This window comes from Stenotrophomonas koreensis, from assembly GCF_001431525.1.
Classification (GTDB): Bacteria; Pseudomonadota; Gammaproteobacteria; order Xanthomonadales; family Xanthomonadaceae; genus Stenotrophomonas; species Stenotrophomonas koreensis.
In genome coordinates this window covers 1-21394 of the sequence record NZ_LDJH01000010.1, presented here as the reverse complement: position 1 = coordinate 21394, position 21394 = coordinate 1, and the positions used below count along the sequence as shown (strand labels likewise).

General features: G+C 66.5%; 15 protein-coding genes. 10 read left to right on the top strand and 5 right to left on the bottom strand.

The window, feature by feature from the left end; translation table 11 throughout:
* The first annotated feature begins 8 nt into the window (after positions 1 to 8).
* Positions 9 to 1133: a glycosyltransferase gene (locus ABB25_RS06070; RefSeq protein ID WP_057665022.1), complete on the top strand. Its 1125-nt coding sequence runs from the start codon at positions 9 to 11 to the stop codon at positions 1131 to 1133.
* Positions 1105 to 2415, top strand: a complete 1311-nt coding sequence (locus tag ABB25_RS06065; RefSeq protein ID WP_057664978.1) for an O-antigen ligase family protein — start codon at positions 1105 to 1107, stop codon at positions 2413 to 2415. The genes ABB25_RS06070 and ABB25_RS06065 overlap by 29 nt, the downstream gene beginning before the upstream one ends.
* Before the next feature lie 27 nt (positions 2416 to 2442).
* Here the strand turns inward: ABB25_RS06065 and ABB25_RS06060 are convergent, their stop codons facing one another.
* Positions 2443 to 3387: an LpxL/LpxP family Kdo(2)-lipid IV(A) lauroyl/palmitoleoyl acyltransferase gene (locus ABB25_RS06060; protein WP_057664976.1), complete on the bottom strand. Its 945-nt coding sequence runs from the start codon at positions 3385 to 3387 to the stop codon at positions 2443 to 2445.
* Positions 3388 to 3463: 76 nt separating this feature from the next.
* Here ABB25_RS06060 and waaA point away from each other — a divergent pair, with 76 nt between their 5' ends.
* Complete coding sequence (gene waaA / locus ABB25_RS06055) at positions 3464 to 4777, top strand: lipid IV(A) 3-deoxy-D-manno-octulosonic acid transferase (RefSeq protein ID WP_057664974.1); 1314 nt, start codon at positions 3464 to 3466, stop codon at positions 4775 to 4777.
* 62 nt (positions 4778 to 4839) lie between these two features.
* On the opposite strand, the gene ABB25_RS06050 is transcribed toward waaA, so the two are convergent.
* From ABB25_RS06050 to ABB25_RS06040, 3 genes are all read right to left on the bottom strand, one after another.
* Entirely contained in the window at positions 4840 to 6201 is a 1362-nt protein-coding gene (locus ABB25_RS06050) for a TolC family outer membrane protein (protein WP_057664972.1), read from the bottom strand.
* A 28-nt stretch (positions 6202 to 6229) separates the two neighbouring features.
* On the bottom strand, positions 6230 to 6877 hold the full coding sequence (locus ABB25_RS06045; RefSeq protein WP_057664970.1) for a protein-L-isoaspartate O-methyltransferase family protein: 648 nt from the start codon (positions 6875 to 6877) through the stop codon (positions 6230 to 6232).
* 133 nt (positions 6878 to 7010) lie between these two features.
* Positions 7011 to 7670: a TetR/AcrR family transcriptional regulator gene (locus ABB25_RS06040; protein ID WP_057664968.1), complete on the bottom strand. Its 660-nt coding sequence runs from the start codon at positions 7668 to 7670 to the stop codon at positions 7011 to 7013.
* 102 nt (positions 7671 to 7772) lie between these two features.
* On the opposite strand from ABB25_RS06040, the gene ABB25_RS06035 reads away from it, so the two are divergent.
* The 3 genes from ABB25_RS06035 (at position 7773) to ABB25_RS06025 (ending at position 15144) form a co-directional block, all read left to right on the top strand.
* Positions 7773 to 8894 carry an efflux RND transporter periplasmic adaptor subunit gene (locus tag ABB25_RS06035; RefSeq protein ID WP_057664966.1) on the top strand — a complete coding sequence of 374 codons (1122 nt, stop codon included), beginning with the start codon at positions 7773 to 7775 and terminating at the stop codon, positions 8892 to 8894.
* A gap of 3 nt (positions 8895 to 8897) precedes the next feature.
* Entirely contained in the window at positions 8898 to 12068 is a 3171-nt protein-coding gene (locus tag ABB25_RS06030) for an efflux RND transporter permease subunit (protein WP_057664964.1), read from the top strand.
* 172 nt (positions 12069 to 12240) lie between these two features.
* Positions 12241 to 15144, top strand: coding sequence for a ligand-binding sensor domain-containing diguanylate cyclase (locus tag ABB25_RS06025; RefSeq protein WP_160319411.1), 2904 nt, complete (start codon positions 12241 to 12243; stop codon positions 15142 to 15144).
* Between the two features lie 9 nt (positions 15145 to 15153).
* On the opposite strand, the gene ABB25_RS06020 is transcribed toward ABB25_RS06025, so the two are convergent.
* Positions 15154 to 16020 carry a LysR family transcriptional regulator gene (locus ABB25_RS06020; RefSeq protein WP_057664962.1) on the bottom strand — a complete coding sequence of 289 codons (867 nt, stop codon included), beginning with the start codon at positions 16018 to 16020 and terminating at the stop codon, positions 15154 to 15156.
* A 99-nt stretch (positions 16021 to 16119) separates the two neighbouring features.
* Here ABB25_RS06020 and leuC point away from each other — a divergent pair, with 99 nt between their 5' ends.
* The 4 genes from leuC to ABB25_RS14530 all read left to right on the top strand — a co-directional run bounded on the left by leuC (position 16120) and on the right by ABB25_RS14530 (position 21050).
* A complete protein-coding gene (gene leuC, locus ABB25_RS06015; protein WP_057664961.1) occupies positions 16120 to 17547 on the top strand; it encodes a 3-isopropylmalate dehydratase large subunit in 1428 nt (475 codons plus the stop codon).
* A gap of 9 nt (positions 17548 to 17556) precedes the next feature.
* Positions 17557 to 18204, top strand: a complete 648-nt coding sequence (leuD, locus tag ABB25_RS06010) for a 3-isopropylmalate dehydratase small subunit (protein ID WP_057664959.1) — start codon at positions 17557 to 17559, stop codon at positions 18202 to 18204.
* A gap of 14 nt (positions 18205 to 18218) precedes the next feature.
* Positions 18219 to 19298, top strand: coding sequence for a 3-isopropylmalate dehydrogenase (gene leuB / locus ABB25_RS06005; RefSeq protein ID WP_057664958.1), 1080 nt, complete (start codon positions 18219 to 18221; stop codon positions 19296 to 19298).
* Between the two features lie 183 nt (positions 19299 to 19481).
* Positions 19482 to 21050 carry a hypothetical protein gene (locus ABB25_RS14530; RefSeq protein WP_152981062.1) on the top strand — a complete coding sequence of 523 codons (1569 nt, stop codon included), beginning with the start codon at positions 19482 to 19484 and terminating at the stop codon, positions 21048 to 21050.
* The last annotated feature ends 344 nt before the right edge of the window (positions 21051 to 21394 follow it).

Sequence of the window (21394 nt, the reverse complement as noted above, 5' to 3'; positions counted from 1 at the left end):
CCACACCGGTGCGCAGGCTGACCGTGGTTCAGCTGCTGCCGGCGCTGCACGCCGGTGGTGTCGAGCGTTCAACCCTGGAAATTGCTGGCGCGCTGGTCCGAAAGGGCCATCGCGCCATTGTCGTGTCTGCCGGGGGGCGGCTGGTGCAGCCGCTGCTTGATGCCGGTGGCGAGCACCTGAGCCTGGATATCGGGCGCAAGTCGCTGCTGACGTTGCGCCACATGCCGACCCTGCGCCGGCTGTTTGCCGAGGTCGGCGCCGATATCGTCCACGCCCGTTCCCGGCTGCCGGCCTGGCTGGGCTACAAGGCTGTGCAGTCGATGCCGGCGGCGACCCGGCCGGCCTGGGTGACCACCGTGCATGGGCTCAATTCACCGGGTCGCTACAGCGCGATCATGACCAGCGGGCAGCAGGTGATCTGCGTTTCCAATACCGTGGCGGCCTATGTCCGCCGGCATTATCCGCAGGTGCCCGAACAGCGCCTGCGGGTGATTCCACGCGGGGTGGACCTGGCCGCGTTTGCCCGCCGGGCACGGCCCGATCGCGCTGCGCGCCGGGCGCTGGTGCAGGCCCATCCCGCCCTGGCCGGTGATGGCCCGTTGCTGTTGCTGCCCGGTCGCGGCACGCGCCTGAAGGGGCATGCGCAGGCGCTGGAACTGCTGGCCGGGCTGCATGCCGCCGGGCACGGCAATGCGCGGCTGTGGATGCCGGGCCTGGTCGAGCCCGGGCGTGAGGCGTATCTGGCCGAACTGATGGCCTTGGCACAACGCCTGCAGGTGGCCGATGCGGTGGTGGCCAGTGCCGCCACCGGGCAGATTGCCCAGGCCTATGCCGGCGCGGACCTGGTGCTGCAGCTGTCCAGCAAACCGGAGGCATTCGGCCGCACTGTGGTCGAGGCGCTGGCCGTTGGTTGTCCGGTGCTGGGCTGGGATCATGGCGGGGTCGGCGAGCTGCTGGCCACCCTGCAGCCGGCAGGTGCCGTGCCGCCAGGCGACATGCCGGCACTGCTGGCCCGGGCCCAGGCCCTGTTGGCGGCCCCGCCGCGGCCGCCGTCCCATATCCCCCATACGCTGGCTGCGATGCAGCAAGGCACCCTGGATCTGTATGAGCAGCTCATCAACACTGGCCGTTGATACGCCGGCCAGGACTTACCGTCCGGGTGACAACGCGGTGTGGTGGGTGCTGGCCTATGTTGCGCTGTTGCCGCTGCCGGGGCCGGCCGAAGTGGTGCTGGCGGCGGGCGCGATCTTCGCGCTGGTGCGGCTGTGGCAGCTGCGTCGCCGTGGCGGCATCGCCCCGTTGCTGACCACCGAGGCCTGGGCGCTGACCAGCCTGCTGTTTCTGGCTTACTGGCTGCCACAGGTGGTGGCCGCCATCGATGCGATCGATCCGGGCAAGGCGGTCGGCAAGGCCGCCGCCGGTCTGCGCTATCTGCCGTTCATGTGGCTGGTCGCAATCGCCGTGGCTACCGCGCAGCGGCGCCGGCGCACCTTTACCGGGGTGGCGGTGATCGCCCTGCTATGGACGCTGGATGCGCTGCTGCAGGCCGCCTGGGGCAGCAGTGCGCTGTTCTGGTCGCTGGACCAGTTGCGCCACGCCATTACCGGCAGCAGCCTGTGCCCGCCGGAGGAGGTCGCCGCGCTGGGTCGGGTCAATGGGGTGTTCTCCGAATGCAACCCGAAGCTGGGGCAGGTGCTGGCGGTACTGGCACCGTTTGTACTCTTTCTGGCCGGTGCCCGGCGTGGGGTGTGGCTGCTGCTGGCGGCGTTGTGCGGGCTGGTGGTGCTGCTGGCCGGCGCGCGTGCGGCCTGGCTCAGCTATGCGCTGGTGCTGCTGTGCAGTGGCTGGGGCGTGCTGGGACGGCGCGGGATCCTGGTGCTGGCCGCTGCCGCCGTGCTCGGCCTGGCCGCGGCGGCAGCCCTGCTGCCGGGCATCGGTCAGCGGGTGCACGACAGCCTGGGCTTGTTGAGTGGCCAGGCGCAGGCCACCGATGCCGCCCTGGCCGGGCGTGGACGGGTCTGGTCAGGTGCCTTGTGCATGATTGGCGAGCACCCGATCAACGGGGTCGGCGTACGTGGCTTCCGGCATGCCTGGGCGCAGTGTGATCCGGCACCGCAGCTGCCACCCGCCTGGGGCCAGGGTCCGGCCCTGCACGCCCACCAGCTGCTGCTGGAGATCGCCAGCGAGACCGGCCTGCTCGGTCTGGTGCTGTGGCTGGCCGGCGCCGCCGCGGGCATCCGCGCCTGGCTGTTTGCCGCGCCCGCCGCGCGTGCGCGCAGCCTGCCGGCGGCCATTGCCATCGCGGTGGCGCTGTTTCCGCTCAACACCCATCTGGCGGTGTATTCGGCGTTCTGGGGCGGGATCACCCTGCTGCTGGCAGCGCTGTATGTCGGCGCGCTGCAGGCCCGGGACTGAAACCCGGGCCCGAGTGCGCTGGGGCGATCAGCGTGCGACCTCGGTGTTGCCCTTGTCGTAATAGCGGCTGCGGCCACCGGGCTGGCGCTTGAAACGGCGGTGGATCCACAGGTACTGGTCCGGTGCCTGGCGCACCATCGCCTCGATGGCCTGGTTGACCCGGGTGGTGTCGGCCACGACATCGTCGGTCGGGAACGGTGCCAGCGGCTGGCCGATGCTCAGCACGTAATCGCCGCCTTCGCGACGATGGAAGAACGGCACCACCGCGCAGCCGGTCATGCGCGCGAACTGGTGGGTGGCGGTGATGGTGGAGGCCGGCTGGCTGAAGAACGGCACGAACACCGATTCCTTGCCGCGCATGTCCTGGTCCGGGGCGTACCAGAGCAGGCCGCCCTTTTTCAGGTGGCGCACGGTGGCACGGATGTCCTCGTTGGCGAACATCGCGCTGGCATAACGCAGGCGGCCGCGTTTGACCGCCCACTCGAATACCGGGTTGCGGTGCTTGCGGTACATGCCGGCCAGCGGCACCTGCTGGCAGAGCAGGCGGCCACACATTTCCAGGGTCATGAAGTGGCCGGAAACCAGCAGTACGCCGCGGCCCTGGGCCTGCAGCTGCTGCAGGATTTCCAGCCCTTCGATACGGCTGCGCGGGGTGATGGCCTCGGTGCTGCCCCACCAGGCGCGGGCGAATTCAAAGATGCCGATACCGAAGGCATCAAAGCTGTCGCGTGCCAGCCTGGCCCGCCAGGCCGGGTCGCGATCGGGGAAGCACAGCGCCAGGTTGACTTCGGCCGCGCGCCGGCGTGAACCGGCCAGGTGCCAGGCCAGCCAGCCCAGCACATGGCCCAGCCCCCGTTGCAGGCCCCAGGGCAGGCGGGCAATCAGGAAAGCCAGCGCCATGCCCGCAAACATCGGCCAGTGACGTGGGTTGCTCAGCGGCGGCCGCGTGGCCGTGGTCGGTGAATCAGACATGCCGATGATTTTACGCGCAGCGGCCCGGGTATGGGTTGGCATGGGCGTAGGCGGCCGGCTCCCGTATCCTTGGCCGATGCGTAAAAGTCCTGCTGAAGTCCTGCTGCGTGGCCTGTATTCGGGGCTGCTGTACCTGTTGTTGCCGGTGACCGTGTATCACCTGATGTGGCGCGGTCTGCGCGTGCGTGAATACTTCCAGCGCTGGGGCGAGCGTTATGCCCTGTACCCGCAGGCGCCGCGGCAGCCGCATGTCTGGCTGCATGCGGTGTCGGTGGGCGAGGTCAATGCCGCCGCGCCGGTGGTCAATGCGCTGCGTGCGCAACGCCCGGACCTGCGCTGGGTGATCACCACGATCACCCCGACCGGTTCGGAGCGGGTGCGCGCGCTGTGGGGCGATGCGGTGGACCATGTCTACCTGCCGTATGACGTGCCCGGTTGCGTGGCGCGTTTCCTGCGCCAGTTCCAGCCGCAGATCGCGCTGATCCTGGAAACCGAGTTGTGGCCGAACCTGTTGTTCGGCTGCCAGCAGCGGCAGATCCCGGTGTACATCCTCAATGCGCGGCTGTCGGCGCGTTCACTGCGCGGTTACCGCCTGCTCAGCCCGCTGATCCGGCGCGCATTGCGCACGGTGACCTTCGTCGCGGCGCAGTCCGAGGACGATGCCCGGCGGTTTGTGCAGCTGGGGGCGGCACCGGAGCAGGTTGCCGCACTGGGCAACCTGAAATTCGACATCAAGGCGCCGGCGCGCCAGGACATGATCCAGGCCTTTGCCGAGCATGTGCCGCCAGGCCGTCCGGTGTGGATTGCGGCCAGTACCCACGAGGGTGAGGAAGCGGCGGTACTGGAGATCCACCGGCAGCTGCGGCACAAGCACCCGGGCTTGCTGCTGCTGTGGGTGCCGCGCCATCCGGAGCGCTTCGAGAAGGTTGCCGCGCTGGTGCGTGAGCAGGGCTGGCAGGTGGCCACCCGCACCGCCCAGCGCTGGCCGCTGGCCGATACCGAGGTGTTCGTGGTCGATACCCTGGGCGAGCTGATGGGCTTTTTCGCCTGTGCCTCGGTGGCCTTTGTTGGTGGCAGCCTGCAACCGATCGGCGGCCACAACCTGCTGGAACCGGCGGCGATGGCCACGGCCACGGTCACCGGGCCGCACCTGCATAATTTCAGCGAGATATCACGCCGCATGCGCGAGGCCGGCGCGCTGCTGATCGGTGAAGACCGCCAGCAGGTGGAGCAACTGCTCGATGCGCTGCTGCGTGACCAGGCGCGGTGCCAGGCGATGGTCCAGGCCGGGCTGGACCTGGTGGCCAATGGCCGCGGTGCGGTGGACCGGATCCTGGCCTTGATTGCCTCGCGGCTGCCGCAGCCGCAGCCGCCGTCTGGCCGGCGCTGACGGGCGGGCAACAAAAAAGCGGGCCTTGAGGCCCGCTTTTTTGTGGTTGCCTGCCGGTGGTATCAGCCGATGCTGTCATCGCCTTGCAGGCGGGCCTGCGCCGGCGCGGTCAACAGGCGGTTGATGTCGGCCAGCTCGGCCATGTCCAGGTCACCGACCGCCTGGCTGAGCAGCAGGCGGTTGAGCAGGAAGTTGTAGCGCGCCTGGGCATAGGCGACCTGGGCAGCAAACAGGGTGCGCTGGTTCTGCACCAGGTCCAGCACCGTGCGCGTGCCTACTTCCAGGCCAACCTGGGAAGCGTCATAGGCGGCCTGGGCCGAGACCACGGCCAGGCGGCGGGCCTCGACCTCGCTGATCCCGGCCACCACGCTCTGCCAGGCATTGCGGGTGTTGCGGTCCAGCGCCCGGCGCTGTTGTTCCATCCCGTACTGGGCAAGGTCGCGCTGGGCCAGCGCCTGGCGCACGCCCGATTGCACCGCGCCGCCGGCAAAGATCGGCACGCTCAGGGTCAGGCCAATGGCGTTGGAGGTGTTGTCCGGGGTACGGCTGCCGCCGCCAATGCTGTCACCCCAGCTGGCGCTCTTGCCCCAGCTGGCACCCAGGCTCAGGGTCGGGTAGTGGCCGGCACGCGCGGCCGACACCCCGGCCTGCGCCGCATCCAGTTGCTGCGCACTGGCCAGCAGCGAGGGGTTGCCGCTGCCGGCAGCAGCGACCAGGGCCTCGATGTCGGCCCGGTTGGCTGGCAGCACCGGGGTGAAATCCTCCGGCAGGCCACGCAGGTCGCGCACCGGCGCGCCGGTGATCTCGCTCAGGGCCTGGTAGGCATCTTCCAGCGCATTGCGCGACAGGATCGTGTCCGCACGTGCCTGGTCGTACTGCGCGCGTGCCTCATGCACGTCGGTGATCGGTGCCAGGCCCACTTCCAGGCGCTTGTCGGCGTAGTCGAACTGCTTGCGGGCGGCCGCCTCGTTGGTCTGCGCGGCGCTGTAGGACTCGATGGCCACCAGCGCGTTGAAATAGGCCGCGGCGGTGCGCACGATCAGCTCGTCATTGGCCGCTTCCAGCTGCAGGTCTGCCGCACGGCTGACATGGCGCTGGGCGCGCAGGTTGGCGAACCGGCTCCAGTCAAACAGCACCTGGCCGGCGCTGATGCGGTAATCACGGCTGGTGCTGGTGTTGCGGCCGCTGATGCCGTCCAGCTCGGTACGGGCCCGGTTGAGCGAGGCCTCGCCATTGACCTGCGGCAGCAGGGCCGCACGGGCCTGCACCGCACCTTCGCGGGTGTACAGACGATCCGCCTCTGCCGCCGACAGCTGCGGGTCGCCGTTGCGGGCCATGTCATAGACCTGCAGCAGGTCGGTGGCCTGGGCCGTCAACGGGGTCAATGCGGCAGCCAGGGCAATGGCAAGGCAGTGGCGGATCATCGGTTCATCCTGTGCGATGGAGTGTGCTTCAGAGGGAGAACTGCGCGACCGGCTCGGCACCGCGCAGGTAGCCGATTTCGGTTTCAAACTGCGAGCTGACCTTGCCTTCGGCAGAAATCAGTACCGCTTCCATTGCCGGGGCGCGGCCATGGATCACGAACAGCCGGCCCTGCGGGCGCAGCCACTTCAGGAATGCCGACGGCAGCTGGTCCATTGCAGCGGTCACCACGATCGCATCAAAACGGCGTTCGGTATCCCAGTGCAGGGCATCGGCGGTTTCGATGCGTACGTTGTCACCCAGGTGCGCCGCATCCAGGTTGGCACGGGCAATGGCGGCCTGCGCCGGATCGATTTCCAGGCTCAGCACTTCCCGGCCGAGCTGGCCCAGGCAGGCAGCCAGGTAACCACTGCCGCTGCCGATTTCCAGCACCGATTCGCCGTCCTGGATGTTCAGTGCCTGCAGGGTGCGGCCCTCGATCACCGGCTTCATCATTTTCTGGCCATTGGCCAGCGGCAGCTCGACATCGCTGTAGGCCAGCGCCTTGCAGGCATCGGCCACAAAGGCCTCGCGCGGCAGGGTGGCCAGCACTTTCAGCACGCGCAGCTCGAGCACGTCCCACGGACGGATCTGTTGCTCGACCATCAATTCGCGGGCGTGGTTGTAATCGATCGTCATTTCAAAGGTTCCAAGGCGCAGGGGCCGGTCATTTTACCGGCAAGGCGGGCGCGGCGGATGAGTGACAGCTTGGCCGGGCAATAAACAGGCCCGCAGTGCCGGAAGTCACCGTGTCCGACGTCGGTTCAGGGTTTCATGGGCGGGTGTAGGCGCGGATGAACATATCCACCGAATTGACCACATGCTGTTCGGCGACCTCGGCCGGCAACGGGCTGACCAGGCCGCACATCATGCGGTTGTGCAATTCACCCTTGACCAGGCAGAAAAACTGGTTCGCGGCCAGCTCGAGGTCGTCGATGATCAGCTCGTTGGCCGCGGTGCGTTGGGCCAGCGCGCTGCTCAGCGCGGTGATCATCCGCGCCGGGCCGGCCTGCCAGAACAGCTGCCGGGTGTGGTCGTCGGTGCTGGGCGAGAGCATGATGCGCTGGGTCGCCAGTGCTTCTTCCGAGCTGACCAGGGCAAAAAAGGCACGGCCGATGTCCAGCAGCTGCTCGCGCAGCGGTGCCGCGCTGTCGGTGACAAACAGGGTGTCCGGGACCAGGTGGCTGCAGGTGGCGTGGACGGCGGCATTGAACAGGCTGTCCTTGTCACCAAAATGGCTGTAAACGGTGAGCTTGGAGACCCCTGCCGCGGCGGCAATGGCATCCATGCTGGCACCGCTGTAACCCTGCTCCAGGAACATCGCCTTGGCCGCGGCGAGAATGGCCTCGCGCTTGCCCGGGTCCTTGGGGCGACCGGGGCCACCGCCCTGACGGGCCGCTGGCACTGAGCTGGGGGAACGGGTAGCAGACATGCAGGCAATACTAGACCAACAGGTTCGGTATTTATACGATACCGCTTGGTACAGTAATCCGGCGACGCCGGCCACCGCCCACCTTCTGCGGAATCTGATCTGATGACTGCCCTTCGCTGGTCTTCGTTGCTGCTGTTGTTGCCCGTGCTTGCCGCCTGCCGTGCCGAACCGGAGCCGGCGCCGGTGCTGCCGACAGTGCTGGTGGAGGTGGTTGGCCAGTCGCGGGGCGAGCAGGGCTTTGCCGGCCAGGTGCGTGCCCACCAGGAAAGCGCATTGTCCTTCCAGGTGCCCGGGCGCTTGATCAAGCGGCATGTCGATGCCGGCCAGCGGGTCAAGGCGGGGCAGCTGCTGGCCGAGCTGGATGTGTCCGACTACGCGTTGCAGGCACAGGCGGCACAGGCGCAGCAGGTGGCGGCGCAGGCCGAGCTGGCCAGGGTGCGCGATGACCTGGCGCGCTACCGCCAGCTGGCTGCCGGGCAGCTGGTCAGCCGCAGCGCGCTGGACGCCCAGCAGGCGGCGTTCACCGCCGCCCAGGCCCAGGCCGATGCGGCGCGCGCCAACCTGGAGGTGGCCCGCAACCAGGCCGGCTATGCGCGCCTGCTGGCGCCGGCCGATGGCGTGATCGCCAGCCGCCTGATCGACGTTGGCCAGGTGGTGGCGGCCGGGCAGGCGGTGCTGGTGCTGGCCGCCGACAGTGGGCGCGAGGTGGTGATCGCGCTGCCCGAGGCCGACATCGGCCGTTTCAGCGTTGGCCAGGCGGCCGAGGTGGTGCTGTGGAATGCCCCCGACAAGCGGCTGCCGGCCACGATCAGTGAAATCGCCGCCGAGGCCGATGCGCAGACCCGCAGCTTTGCCGCACGCGTGGCGCTGACGGACGCTGATGCCGGCCAGGTAGCGCTGGGGCAGAGCGCGCGGGTGTATGTGGCCCGGCCGGGCCAGCAGCTGAGCGTGCCGTTGGCAGCGGTGCAGGGGCAGCCGGGTTCGGCACAGGGACAGGTGATGCTGGTCGATCCGGCCAGCGGCAGTTTGCAGGCCGCCACGGTCCAGGTCGCGCGCTGGGGCGCGCAGCGGGCGGAACTGTCGGCCGGAATCAGCCCCGGGCAATGGGTGGTCGCCGCCGGTGGCCATCTGCTGCAGCCGGGCCAGCAGGTGCGTGCGGTGGACCGCGACAACCGCCCGCTGCAGGCCGCGCCGGCAGCCGCTGCCGCGACTGACGGGAACTGAGCCGTGAGCCGTTTCAATCTTTCCGAATGGGCGCTGGCCAACCGCCCGCTGGTGCTGTTTGCGATGCTGCTGGTGGCCATCGTCGGCATCGGCTCCTACCGCCAGCTCAGCCAGAGCGAGGACCCACCGTTCACCTTCAAGGCGATGGTGGTGCAGACCCAGTGGCCGGGTGCCGCCGCCGAGCAGGTGGCCGAACTGGTCACCGAGCCGATCGAAAAGGCGATGATGAACACCGGCCAGTACGAGATGATCCGGGCCTACTCGCGCCCGGGCGTGTCGCAGGTGATCTTCATGGCCAAGGATTCGATGCGCTCGGACCAGGTGCCCGAGCTGTTCTACCAGGTGCGCAAGCGCGTGGGCGATATCCGTGCGCAGCTGCCGGCCGAGGTGATCGGGCCGTTCTTCAATGACGAGTTCGGCGATACCTTCGGCAACATCTACGCCCTCAGTGGCGAGGGTTTTGATTACGCACTCAAGCGCGATACCGCCGACCGCATCCAGCTGCAGCTGCAGCGCATTGCCGATGTCGGCAAGGTCGAGCTGATCGGCCTGCAGGAGGAGCGGGTCTGGGTCGAGCTGTCCAATACCCGCCTGGCCACCCTGGGCATCGATGCGGCCAGCGTGCAGCAGGCATTGGCCCAGCAGAATGCGGTAACCGATACCAGCTTCTTTGAAACCGCCTCCGACCGCGTGCAGCTGCGCGTCAGCGGGCAGTTCGAAGGGGTCCAGGACATCGTCGATTTCCCGATCCGTGCCGGTGAGCGCACGATCAAGCTCGGCGACATCGCCAATGTGGTGCGCGGCTATGCCGACCCGGCCGCGCCGCGGATGCGCTTCATGGGCCAGGACGCGATCGGCATTGCGGTGGCGATGAAACCCGGTGGCGACATCCTGCGCCTGGGCCAGACCCTGGATGCCGAATTTGCCCGCCTGCAGGCGACCCTGCCGGTCGGCATGCAGCTGCACAAGGTGTCCGACCAGCCGGCGGCGGTGAAGCAGTCGGTCGGTGAGTTCGTCAAGGTGCTGGCCGAGGCGGTGATCATCGTGCTGCTGGTGAGCTTCTTCTCGCTGGGCCTGCGTACCGGCCTGGTGGTGGCGGTATCGATCCCGCTGGTGCTGGCGATGACCTTCTTTGTCATGCAGCAGTTCGGCATCGGCCTGCACAAGATCTCGCTGGGCGCCCTGGTGCTGGCGCTGGGCCTGCTGGTGGATGATGCAATCATCGCGGTGGAAATGATGGCCACCAAGATGGAGCAGGGCTATGACCGCGTGCGCGCGGCCAGCTTTGCCTGGACCTCGACCGCGTTCCCGATGCTCACCGGCACCCTGATCACCGCGGCCGGCTTCCTGCCGATTGCCACCGCCGCCTCGTCCACCGGCGAATACACCCGCTCGCTGTTCCAGGTGGTGACCATCGCGCTGGTGGTGTCGTGGATTGCCGCGGTGCTGTTCATCCCGTACCTGGGCGACAAGATGCTGCCGGACCTGCACGGGCCCAAGGCTGCGCCGCGGCCGGGCTCGCTGGCCGCACGCTGGGCCGCGCGCAAGGCGGCCTGGGCCGACCGGCATCCGGCGCTGGCCTACTGGCTGGCACCCAAGCACGCCCCCGGGCAGGAGCATGACCCGTACCAGAGTGCGTTCTACCAGCGTTTCCGCGCTTTCCTGGGCGTCTGTCTGCGCCGCCGCTGGTGGGTGATCGCGGCCACCGTCGGGCTGTTCGTCGGTGCGCTGGTGCTGTTCCGTTTCGTGCCGCAGCAGTTCTTCCCGGATTCGCCGCGGCCGGAGCTGATGGTGGACATCGAGCTGGCCGAAGGCGCCTCGCTGGCCGCCACCGAGGCCCAGGCCAAACGCCTGGAAGCGCTGCTGGCCAGCCAGCCGGAGGTGGTCAATTACGTGGCCTATGTCGGCACCGGCTCGCCGCGTTTCTACCTGCCGCTGGACCAGCAGCTGCCGGCCACCAACTTCAGCCAGTTCGTGGTGCTCACCGCCGATACCAAGGCGCGCGAGCGTGTGCGGCAATGGCTGCTGGACAGCGTGCGGCCGCAGTTCGCCGACGTGCAGCTGCGGGTGACCCGGCTGGAGAACGGCCCGCCGGTCGGTTACCCGATCCAGTTCCGCATTTCCGGCGAGCATGCCGCGCAGGTCCAGGCCATTGCCGCCCAGGTCGCGGCCAGGGTGCGCGAAAACCCGCATGCCACCAACATCAACCTGGACTGGAGCGAGCCGAGCAAGGTCGTGCGCCTGGAGATCGACCAGGAGCGGGCGCGCGTGCTCGGGGTCAGCAGCCAGCAGGTATCGCAGCTGCTGGCCAGTTCGCTGGCCGGGCAGAACATCAGCGTGTTGCGCGACGGCAACCGCCAGGTCGCCATCGCGATGCGTGGCCCGGCCGATGAGCGGGCACAGCTGGCGTTGATTGATTCGCTGGCCGTGCCCACCACCTCGGGTACCGCGGTGCCGCTGAGCCAGCTGGCCCGGATCCAGTACAGCTTCGAGGACGGCATCATCTGGCACCGCAACCGGTTGCCGACGGTGACCGTGCGCGCCGACATCGGCGATGGCGTGCTGCCGGCCGAGGTGAGTGCGCAGATCCTGCCGACGCTGGACCCGATCCGCGCCGCGTTGCCGGACGGTTACCTGCTCGAGGTTGGCGGCACGGTGGAAGATTCGGCCAAGGGCCAGAACTCGATCAAGGCCGGCATGCCGCTGTTCCTGCTGGTGGTGATCAGCCTGCTGATGCTGCAGCTGCGCAGTTTCTCGCGCACGGCGATGGTGCTGGTAACCGCGCCGCTGGGCATCATCGGCGCGGTGCTGTTCCTGCTGCTGTTCCAGATGCCGTTCGGTTTTGTCGCCCTGCTCGGCACCATCGCGCTGGCCGGGATGATCATGCGCAACTCGGTGATCCTGATTGACCAGATCCAGCAGGACATCGATGCCGGGCATGACCGCTGGCACGCGATCATCGATGCTACCGTGCGCCGCTTCCGGCCGATCGTGCTCACCGCACTGGCTGCGGTGCTGGCGATGATTCCGCTCTCGCGCAGTGATTTCTACGGCTCGATGGCCATTTCGATCATGGGCGGGCTGCTGGTCGGCACGGTGTTGACCCTGGTGTTCCTGCCGGCCCTGTACGCGGCCTGGTTCCGGGTGCACGCCGATGAGGGCAAGGCCGACTGAGCGCCGGAGTGAGGACCTGTCGGGGACTTCCTGACAGGTTCTGCACCGGGGCCTGGGCTACAGTGTCGTTAAGAAAATGTGATACAGGTCGCACGGATTGCGCCCCTCAACCGTCAGCAGACACACTCCCGGCATGCCCAACGTCCGTCTCCCAGCCTTACTGAAACGGCCCGTGTGGTTGGGATTGCTGTTGCTGGCGCTGGCGCATGCGCTGTTGATCCCACAGGCACAGGCCCAGCCCGTGCATTACGGCGCCAGCCGCTGGGACATGCGCGATGGCCTGCCGCACAACCTGGTGCATTCCATCGCCCAGGACCGCCAGGGCTTCATCTGGGCGGCCACCTGGGAAGGGGTGGTGCGCTTCAATGGCCGCAGTTTCACCGTGTTCGACAATGAAAATACCGAACAAGCGCGACTTTCCGGGGTGTTTTCGCTGCTGGCCGAGGACGATGGTTCGATCCTGGCCGGCACCGCCTTTGATGGCATCTACCGCCATTACCAGGGGCACTGGGCGCCCTACGGTGGCAGTGGGCTGCGTTCGCTGCGGGTGGAGGACATGCGCCGTACCGGCGATGGCACCCTGTGGCTGAGCTCACGCAGCCAGTTGCTGCGCGTCGATGCCCAGGGCCAGCCGCAACCGGTGCCGTTTCCGGACGGCATCGAGCCCGGGCAGATCCATGGCCTGTATGTCGATGCCGGCAGCCTGCTGGTGGCCAGCGTCAATGGCGCCTGGCAGGTACGTGACGGCAAGGCCACGCCCTGGGGGCAGGCGCAGGGCTTTGCCGGCAAGCAGGTACGGCAGATCAGCCGCGATGGCGACGGCGGCTGGCTGGTGGCCTGCAGTGATGGTGTCTGGCACTGGCAGGCCGATGGCCGGCTGCGCCAGCTGCTGGCCAGCAACCGGGTCAGCCTGGTCCTGGGTGACAGCCACAAGGCGGTGTGGATCGTCAGCAATGATGGCTGGGTGAGCCGGATCGGTGCCGATGGCAGCCGGCAGCGGCTGGCCCTGGGCGGGTTGCCCTCGCGTGCATTTTTCGAGGACCGCGAAGGCCTGCTCTGGCTGGGCAACTCGCAGGGGCTGTTCCGGCTGGCACCGGGGGCGGCACGCGCCCTGACCCAGGACGATGGCCTGGGCGACAACTATGCCCGCAGCGTGCTGCAGACTGCCGATGGCACCGTCTGGATCGGCCATGCCGCTGGCCTGCAGCGCTGGCAGGGCGGGCAGCCCGGGCCGGTCCTGGCCATGCCCGACCCGCAGCTCAGCGGCACGGTGACCGCACTGGCGCTGGATCCACACGGCGATGGCGTCTGGGCCGGCACCTACGAACAGGGCGTGCTGCGCTTTGATGCCAGCGGCAAGCTGCTGCAGCGGGTGCCGGTTGCCTATGCTTCGGAGCGCTCGCTGATGGTGCGCGCGCTGCTGCCCACCGACGACGGCCTCCTGGTGGGCACGCCGCGCGGTCTGCTGCGGCTGGCCCAGGGCCGGATCGAGCCGCTGGGCAGTACCCTGGGTCTGGGCGATTACGCCGTGCAGGTGCTCAGCCGGGACCGCCAGGGCCGGGTCTGGATTGGCATGGAATCGGGCATGGCCGTGCTCGGGCCCGATGGCCGGGTCGAGCACTGGCAGGCGGGCAAGCAGCTGCCGGCGCATTCGGTCTTCGATTTCCTGCACGATGCCGACGGCACGGTGTGGATGGCCACCGATTCGGGGCTGCTGCGCCTGCGCGGTGACAGCCTGCGGGTGTATGACCACCGCAGCGGCCTGCCGCGCAACAAGATGTTCCGCATCATCGATGACGGCCGCGGGCGGCTGTGGCTGTCCAGCAACCAGGGCGTGTTCCGGGTGGCGCGGGCCCAGTTCGATGCCGTGGACCAGCGCCGCCAGCCGCTGCTGGCGGTGGATGTGATCGACAGCAGCGATGGCATGCCGGCCAGCCAGATCAATGGCGCGACCTGGCCGGCAGGCTGGCAGCATGCCGATGGCCAGCTGATGTTCCCCACTGGCCAGGGGCTGGCCCTGATCGACCCGGAGCTGGCCGGGCGTGATGCGCTGGGCGTGCCGCCGGTGGTGTTCGAACAGGTCATGGTCAATGGCAACCGGCAGCCGCTGCAGGACGCCTACCGCCTGTTGCAGCCCACCAACCGGTTGTCGATCAACTACGTCGCGCTGGCCTTTGCCAGCCCGCACAAGCTGCGCTACCGCTACCGCCTGCTGGGCTTCGAGGAGGGCTGGGTCGAGGCCGGTGACGGTACCGAGGCGGTGTATACCAACCTGCCACCCGGCAACTACCGCTTCCAGGTCCAGGCGATGGTGATGCCGCTGCAATGGGACAACCCGGCGCGGGTGGGCAGCGCCGAGCTGGGCCTGGAGCAGGTGCCGGTGTTCTGGCGGCGGCCGCTGGTGATGCTGGCCGCGCTGCTGCTGCTGGCGCTGCTGCTGGGGGTGTGGCTGTACAGCCGGATGTACCGTTATGAGCGCCGTCAACAACGGCTCAACAGGCTGGTGGCACAGCGTACCGAGGAACTGCGGCTGAAGAATGCGGCGCTGGAGGCGGCCGGGCGCGAGCGCGATGACCTGCTGATCCAGCTCGAGCGCCAGGCCCTGCATGACAGCCTGACCGAGCTGCCCAACCGGCGCGCAGCCGATGCCTACCTGCAGCAGGCGTTGGAGCAGGCTGCCGCCGATGGCAGCCCGTTGTGCGTGGCCCTGATCGACGTGGACCACTTCAAGGCAATCAATGACCGCCATGGCCACGCCGTTGGCGACCGGGTGCTGGCCCACCTGGCCGGCCTGCTCGGCAAGCCCAGCGAGGGCGCGGTGTTTGCCGCCCGTCAGGGCGGTGAGGAATTCCTGCTGGTGATGCCCAACAACACGCTGGAGCGGGCGCTGGCGCGCATGCAGGTGCTGTGCGAGCGGATTGCCACCACCCAGCTGGCCGATGCGCCGCGGATTACCGTCAGCATTGGCGTGGCCGCGTATGGCCCCGGCCAGGAGAAGGTCAACACCCTGCTGGCGGCCGCCGATGCCAACCTGTACCGGGCCAAGGAAGCCGGGCGCAACCGGGTGGTGGGGTGAGCGGCGCTGTCAGCCTGCGGTGAGCAGGTTGACGAAGGCCTGGGCGGCGCGCGGCAGGCTGCGCCCGGCATGGCGCACCCAGCCCAGCTGGCGTTGCAACGCCGGCCCGCGCACCGGCAGCGCGACGACCTGGGCATCGAGCAGGCTGGCCGGCAGCGCGCTCCAGGCCAGGCCCACCCCGACCAGCATCTTGATCGTCTCCAGGTAGTTGGTGTGCAGGCGCACCTGCAGTGCCAGCCCGTTGTCGGCAAACAGCCCGGCGATCAGCTTGTGGGTGAAGGTGCCCGCATCGGGCAGCACCGCCGGGTGTGCGGCCAGGTCAGCCAGGCTCACGCGCTTGCGGGCGCTCAAGGGGTGGTCCGGCGCGGCCATGAAGCACAGCGGGTCATCCCACAGCCGGGTGGCCTGCAGCGGCGCCGGGGTGTGCGCGGCCAGCGTGGTGATGGCCAGCTCGGCCTGGCCGGCCAGCACGTGCGCATAGGCCTGTTCGGAATCGACAAAGGCGATGTCCAGTTCCACCTGGGGGAACTGCTGGCTGTAGCGGCGCAGCAGCGGGGGCAGGTAATGCAGGCCGATATGGTGGCTGGTGGCGATGCGCAGGGTGCCGCCGATGCCCTCACCCAGCGCGGCAATCGCGCGGCGGGTGTCGGCCGCCTCGGCCAGCAGTGAGCGCGCACGTTCCAGCAGCAGGGTGCCGGCCTCGGTGGGCAGCACCTGCCGGCCCAGACGGTCGAGCAGCCGCGTGCCCAGTTCGGCCTCCAGCTGGGCGATGCGCTTGCTCACCGCCGGCTGGGTCAGGTGCAGCTGCTGCGCGGCGGCGGAGAAGCCGCCGTGCTCGGCCACAGCGACAAATACCGCCAGGCTGGTCAGGTCCATAGCTATTCCTGTTTGGAATGGATGGAATGAAAAATAGGGATTTGAGTTATCCGATGCAAGCGGCGAGGATCAAGCCATCGCCTGCAACCGGCCCCTGCCATGACCGCCAAGACCCTGTACGACAAGCTGTGGGAGATGCATGAGGTCGCCCGCCGCGATGACGGCTCCTCGCTGATCTACATCGACCGCCACATCCTGCACGAGGTGACCTCGCCACAGGCCTTCGAGGGCCTGCGCCTGGCCGGGCGCAAGCCGTGGCGCATCGATGCCAACATCGCCACCCCCGACCACAACGTGCCCACCACCCGCGCCGAGCGTCAGGGCGGTCTGGAAGCCATTGCCGATGAAGTCTCGCGCCTGCAGGTGGCCACGCTGGATGAGAACTGCGATGACTTCGGCATCGTCGAGTTCAAGATGAACGACCCGCGCCAGGGCATCGTCCACGTGGTCGGCCCGGAGCAGGGGGCCACCTTGCCGGGCATGACCGTGGTCTGCGGTGACTCGCATACCTCCACGCACGGCGCCTTCGGTGCGCTGGCCCACGGCATCGGAACCTCGGAAGTGGAGCATGTGCTGGCCACCCAGTGCCTGGTCGCCAAGAAGATGAAGAACCTGCGCGTGCGCGTGGAGGGCCAGCTGGGCCCGGGCGTCACCGCGAAGGACGTGGTGCTGGCCATCATCGGCCACATCGGCACCGCCGGTGGCAACGGCCATGCGCTGGAATTTGCCGGCAGCGCGATCGAGTCGCTGTCGATGGAAGGGCGCATGACCCTGTGCAACATGGCCATCGAGGCCGGTGCCCGCGTCGGCCTGGTTGCTGTGGACGAAAAGACCATCGAGTACGTGCGCGGCCGCCCGTTTGCCCCCAAGGGCGCGCAGTGGGACGCTGCTGTTGCGTTGTGGCGCAGCCTGCGCAGTGATGCCGATGCCGTATTCGATACCGAGGTCGTGCTCGATGCGGCGGCCATCAAGCCGCAGGTGTCCTGGGGCACCTCGCCGGAAATGGTGTTGCCTGTCGATGCCAACGTGCCGGACCCGGCGGCCGAACCCGACCCGACCCGGCGCGATTCGATCGAGCGTGCGCTCAAGTACATGGGCTTGCAGCCCAACCAGCCGATCACCGACATCCGCCTGGACCGCGTGTTCATCGGCTCGTGCACCAACTCGCGCATCGAGGACCTGCGCGCCGCCGCCGCCGTGGCCAAGGGCCGCAAGGTGGCTGCATCGGTGAAGCAGGCGCTGGTGGTGCCGGGCTCGGGCCTGGTCAAGGCGCAGGCCGAAGCCGAAGGCCTGGACAGGATCTTTGTCGAGGCAGGCTTTGAATGGCGCGAACCGGGCTGCTCCATGTGCCTTGCCATGAACCCGGACAAGCTGGGCAGCGGCGAGCACTGCGCCTCCACCTCCAACCGCAATTTCGAAGGCCGTCAGGGCGCGGGCGGACGTACCCACCTGGTCAGCCCGGCCATGGCCGCTGCCGCCGCGATTGCCGGCCACTTCATCGATGTACGCGAACTGGGCGTTGCCTAAGGACCTGCCATGAAAGCCTTCACCCAACACACCGGCCTGGTCTGCCCGCTGGACCGCGCCAACGTCGATACCGACCAGATCATTCCCAAGCAGTTTTTGAAGTCGATCAAGCGCACCGGCTTCGGGCCGAACCTGTTTGATGAGTGGCGTTATCTGGATATCGGCCAGCCCGGCCAGGACAACGCCAAGCGCCCGCTCAACCCGGATTTCGTGCTCAATTTCCCGCGCTATGCCGGCGCCTCGGTGCTGCTGGCGCGCGAGAACTTCGGCTGCGGTTCCTCGCGTGAGCACGCCCCGTGGGCGCTGGACGAATACGGCTTCCGCGCCGTCATCGCGCCCAGCTTTGCCGACATCTTCTACAACAACAGCTTCAAGAACGGCCTGCTGCCGATCGTGCTGCCCGAGGCCGTGGTGGATGCGCTGTTTGCTGCAACCTTCGCGCAGGAAGGGTATGCGCTGACCATCGACCTGGAGCGCCAGCTGGTCATCGAAGGGGAGGGCGGTGAGCACGCCTTCGAGGTCGACGCTTTTCGCAAGCACTGCCTGCTGCACGGGCTGGACGATATCGGCCTGACCCTGGCCGATCGCGACGCCATCACCGCCTTCGAAGCCCGCCACAAGGCCGCGCAGCCCTGGCTGTTCGGCGCCATCGCCTGAGCAAGGAATCCCCCATGAGCAAGAAGATCCTCGTACTGCCCGGTGACGGCATCGGCCCGGAAATCATCGCGCAAGCCGTCAAGGTGCTGGAAGCCGCCGCCGACAAGTTCGGCATCGCGCTGACCCTGGAGCAGGACGATCTCGGTGGCGCCGCCTATGAGCGTTACGGCACGCCGCTGGCCGATGAAACCCTGGAGCGCGCCCGCGCCGCCGACGCCGTGTTGCTTGGCGCCGTGGGTGGCCCGCAGTGGGACAGCATTGATCCTGCGCTGCGTCCGGAGCGTGGCCTGCTGAAGATCCGCTCCCAGCTGGGCCTGTTCGCCAACCTGCGCCCGGCGCTGCTCTACCCGCAGCTGGCCAGTGCCTCCAGCCTCAAGCCGGAAGTGGTTGCCGGGCTGGACATCCTGATCGTGCGCGAACTCACCGGCGGTATTTACTTCGGTGCCCCGCGTGGCAGCGAGGTACGTGATGGCAGGCGCTTTGCATATGACACCCTGCCGTACAGCGAGGACGAGATTGCCCGCATCGCCCGCACCGGCTTCGAGATGGCGCGCGTGCGCAACAAGAAACTGTGCTCGGTGGACAAGGCCAACGTGCTGGCCTCCAGCCAGCTGTGGCGCGCCGTGGTCAATGAAATCGCCGCCGATTACCCGGACGTGGAGGTCAGCCACATGTACGTGGACAACGCCGCCATGCAGCTGGTACGCGCGCCCAAGCAGTTCGATGTGATCGTTACCGACAACATGTTCGGCGACATCCTCTCCGACCAGGCCTCCATGCTCACCGGCTCCATCGGCATGCTGCCCAGCGCCTCGCTGGATGCCAACAACTTTGGGATGTACGAACCCTGCCACGGCTCGGCGCCGGATATTGCCGGCCGCGGCATTGCAAACCCGCTGGCCACCATTCTCTCGGCCGCCATGCTGCTGCGCTACAGCCTGGGCCGCGGTGATGCGGCGGATGCGATTGAAGCGGCGGTTGGTCGTGTTCTGGATGCCGGGCTGCGGACGGCGGATATTGCGCTGCCGGGGGAGAAGGTGGTGGGGACGGCGCAGATGGGGGATGCGGTGGTGGGGGCGCTCAATGTGGTCTGATCGCTACGCTTGGTGCTGGTACTAGAGATGGCCACCGGAAACGGTGGCTGTTTGTGTATTGGCTTTCGATAAGACGACCTGATCCCGTAATTCCCTAACTAGGAGACCAGGAAACGGCTGCGTACCTTGGGGTTTGCCACGATTGTGGCAAAATCTCCTGGCCAATGATGATCGGGAGTGGAGATGCCGCTGTCTAAGCATGATGCCGAAGTATTAGTGAACCTAATTAGAGATAGCTTCCGAGTCAGGGAAAATCAGAACCCCATATATATCGAAGTTGGAGATAGCTTTCGTCGTCTGTCCAGTGCACAGCACCAAGTGGTTTTTGGTCGTCGCGGATCAGGCAAGTCCTGTCTGCTAGTTCATCTTCTTCGTACGTGTGAAAATGGAGGTCCTCATAATGCACTCTATGTCGGGATCGACAGCATAAAGAAACTGCATTTTCCTGATATATTGACTCGAATGTTGATATCAATATTCGAGGGGTTGCCAGCACCAAAGTGGAATATTGCGCGGCTTTGGTCGAAGAATCCTGTAGAAAAAACATTGGCGGATCTTCGTTCGTTACTGGATGCGGCTATAACATCGGATGTCGAACAGACGCATAAACGACACCGTGTAGGTAAGGCGTCACTCCCAGGTACAAGCCTCACTCTGGGTGTGGAGGCGACTGCAGGGACCGACGTAAAAGAGCAGTTCAAGAAACAGAAGCTTGACTATCTGGAGCGTCATCTGGATGACTACCGTAGTGCAATTAAGGCGGCGCTCCCGAAGGAACTTCACACTCTTCATGTCTTAGTCGACGATTTCTATTTGGTCCGAAGGCCGGAGCAGCCGGATGTTGTCGATTACCTGCATCGCTTACTGCGGGGAACGAACGCATATCTTAAATTAGGGACTATCAGACATAGAACAACGTTGAGGCGTCATGAGGAACAGACAATCGGTGTTGAGCTGGGGCAAGATGTTGAGGAGATTAGCCTGGACAGGACTCTAGAGACGTTCAAAGATACTCAAGATTATCTGGTGTCCATGCTCGACGAACTTGGTCGCAGCGCTGGGATTGATAACGCCTCGAGCCAGCTTTTTAATCCAGGTGCGGCTCACGCTCTTACGCTTGCCTCTGGCGGGGTTCCACGGGACTTTTTAAATATTTTGGCTGATTCCATTGATCTTGCTTGCAGAAGCGGTGGGTCTGCATGGCTCACGCCAAAGCTGATTTACAAGGCTGCTGCACAAAAGACTCTTCCAAATAAGCGAAGTAATTTGTCGGAAGATGCGGGTGTTGATGCGAAACGCCTTGAGGCTGCTTTTGCGGACATTCTAAAGTTCTGTTTACAAGATAAAAGGCAGACTGCCTTTCTTGTTTCTAAGGAGGATGCAATTAAGTTTTCTGGTGAGAATGAGATTATTCAGCAGCTGGCAGATTTCAAGCTTCTGCACTTGATCGCTCCGGATACATCCGCCGCTTCGGGACGCCCTGGACGCTTCAGTGCTTACACACTTGATGCCGCTATTTTTATGGAGCCGCGCCGTCGGGGCCTGGATGTTGTTGCTTTTTGGGAGCAGGACGACGAGCGAAGGCCAAGAGGCATTCGTGAATCGCGTACTTACGAGCTGTCACGTATGACTATTGCCATCAAAGATGCAAGCAAGAACGAAGACGTGTTGTCTGATGTTCTTAGCGCGGTTGCGGAAGATGCTGCTAACGATCCCGCTCCGGACGAGGAGACGGATACGTTGGTCAGGTAATGGGGGCCGAACGGGGGCAGGTTGGCTTACGTGTTTGAAGCAGGTAAAGGGAAACCTCAGGGTCAGGTTGGCTTATCCGTTTGAAGCATGTAAGGGCTTCCGCCCGCTGTGCGTGCGGGTTCCTTTGGAGGCACCCAAAGGAACCAAAGGTGCTTCTCGCCTGGACGCGTGCCGCTGCGGCCTTCGGCCACAGCGGTGCCCTGTGCTTCTCGCAGGCCTGGGCGGTGCGGGAACTCGCTTCGCTCAAACATCCCGCACCTTTATCCCCGGCCCGCTGCGATGCTCGGCACGCTTTACGGCTCGGGCAGGAAAGCGAAAGCTCAACGGCAACGGCAACGGCAACG

Coding starts and splice junctions, on each gene's coding strand:
- ABB25_RS06035 (WP_057664966.1), top strand. CDS start 7,773: ATGACTGCCCTTCGCTGGTCTTCGTTGCTGCTGTTGTTGCCCGTGCTT.
- leuD (WP_057664959.1), top strand. CDS start 17,557: ATGAAAGCCTTCACCCAACACACCGGCCTGGTCTGCCCGCTGGACCGC.
- ABB25_RS06060 (WP_057664976.1), bottom strand. CDS start 3,387: ATGTCTGATTCACCGACCACGGCCACGCGGCCGCCGCTGAGCAACCCA.
- ABB25_RS06065 (WP_057664978.1), top strand. CDS start 1,105: ATGAGCAGCTCATCAACACTGGCCGTTGATACGCCGGCCAGGACTTAC.
- ABB25_RS14530 (WP_152981062.1), top strand. CDS start 19,482: ATGCCGCTGTCTAAGCATGATGCCGAAGTATTAGTGAACCTAATTAGA.
- leuB (WP_057664958.1), top strand. CDS start 18,219: ATGAGCAAGAAGATCCTCGTACTGCCCGGTGACGGCATCGGCCCGGAA.
- ABB25_RS06045 (WP_057664970.1), bottom strand. CDS start 6,877: ATGACGATCGATTACAACCACGCCCGCGAATTGATGGTCGAGCAACAG.
- waaA (WP_057664974.1), top strand. CDS start 3,464: ATGCGTAAAAGTCCTGCTGAAGTCCTGCTGCGTGGCCTGTATTCGGGG.
- ABB25_RS06040 (WP_057664968.1), bottom strand. CDS start 7,670: ATGTCTGCTACCCGTTCCCCCAGCTCAGTGCCAGCGGCCCGTCAGGGC.
- leuC (WP_057664961.1), top strand. CDS start 16,120: ATGACCGCCAAGACCCTGTACGACAAGCTGTGGGAGATGCATGAGGTC.
- ABB25_RS06020 (WP_057664962.1), bottom strand. CDS start 16,020: ATGGACCTGACCAGCCTGGCGGTATTTGTCGCTGTGGCCGAGCACGGC.
- ABB25_RS06050 (WP_057664972.1), bottom strand. CDS start 6,201: ATGATCCGCCACTGCCTTGCCATTGCCCTGGCTGCCGCATTGACCCCG.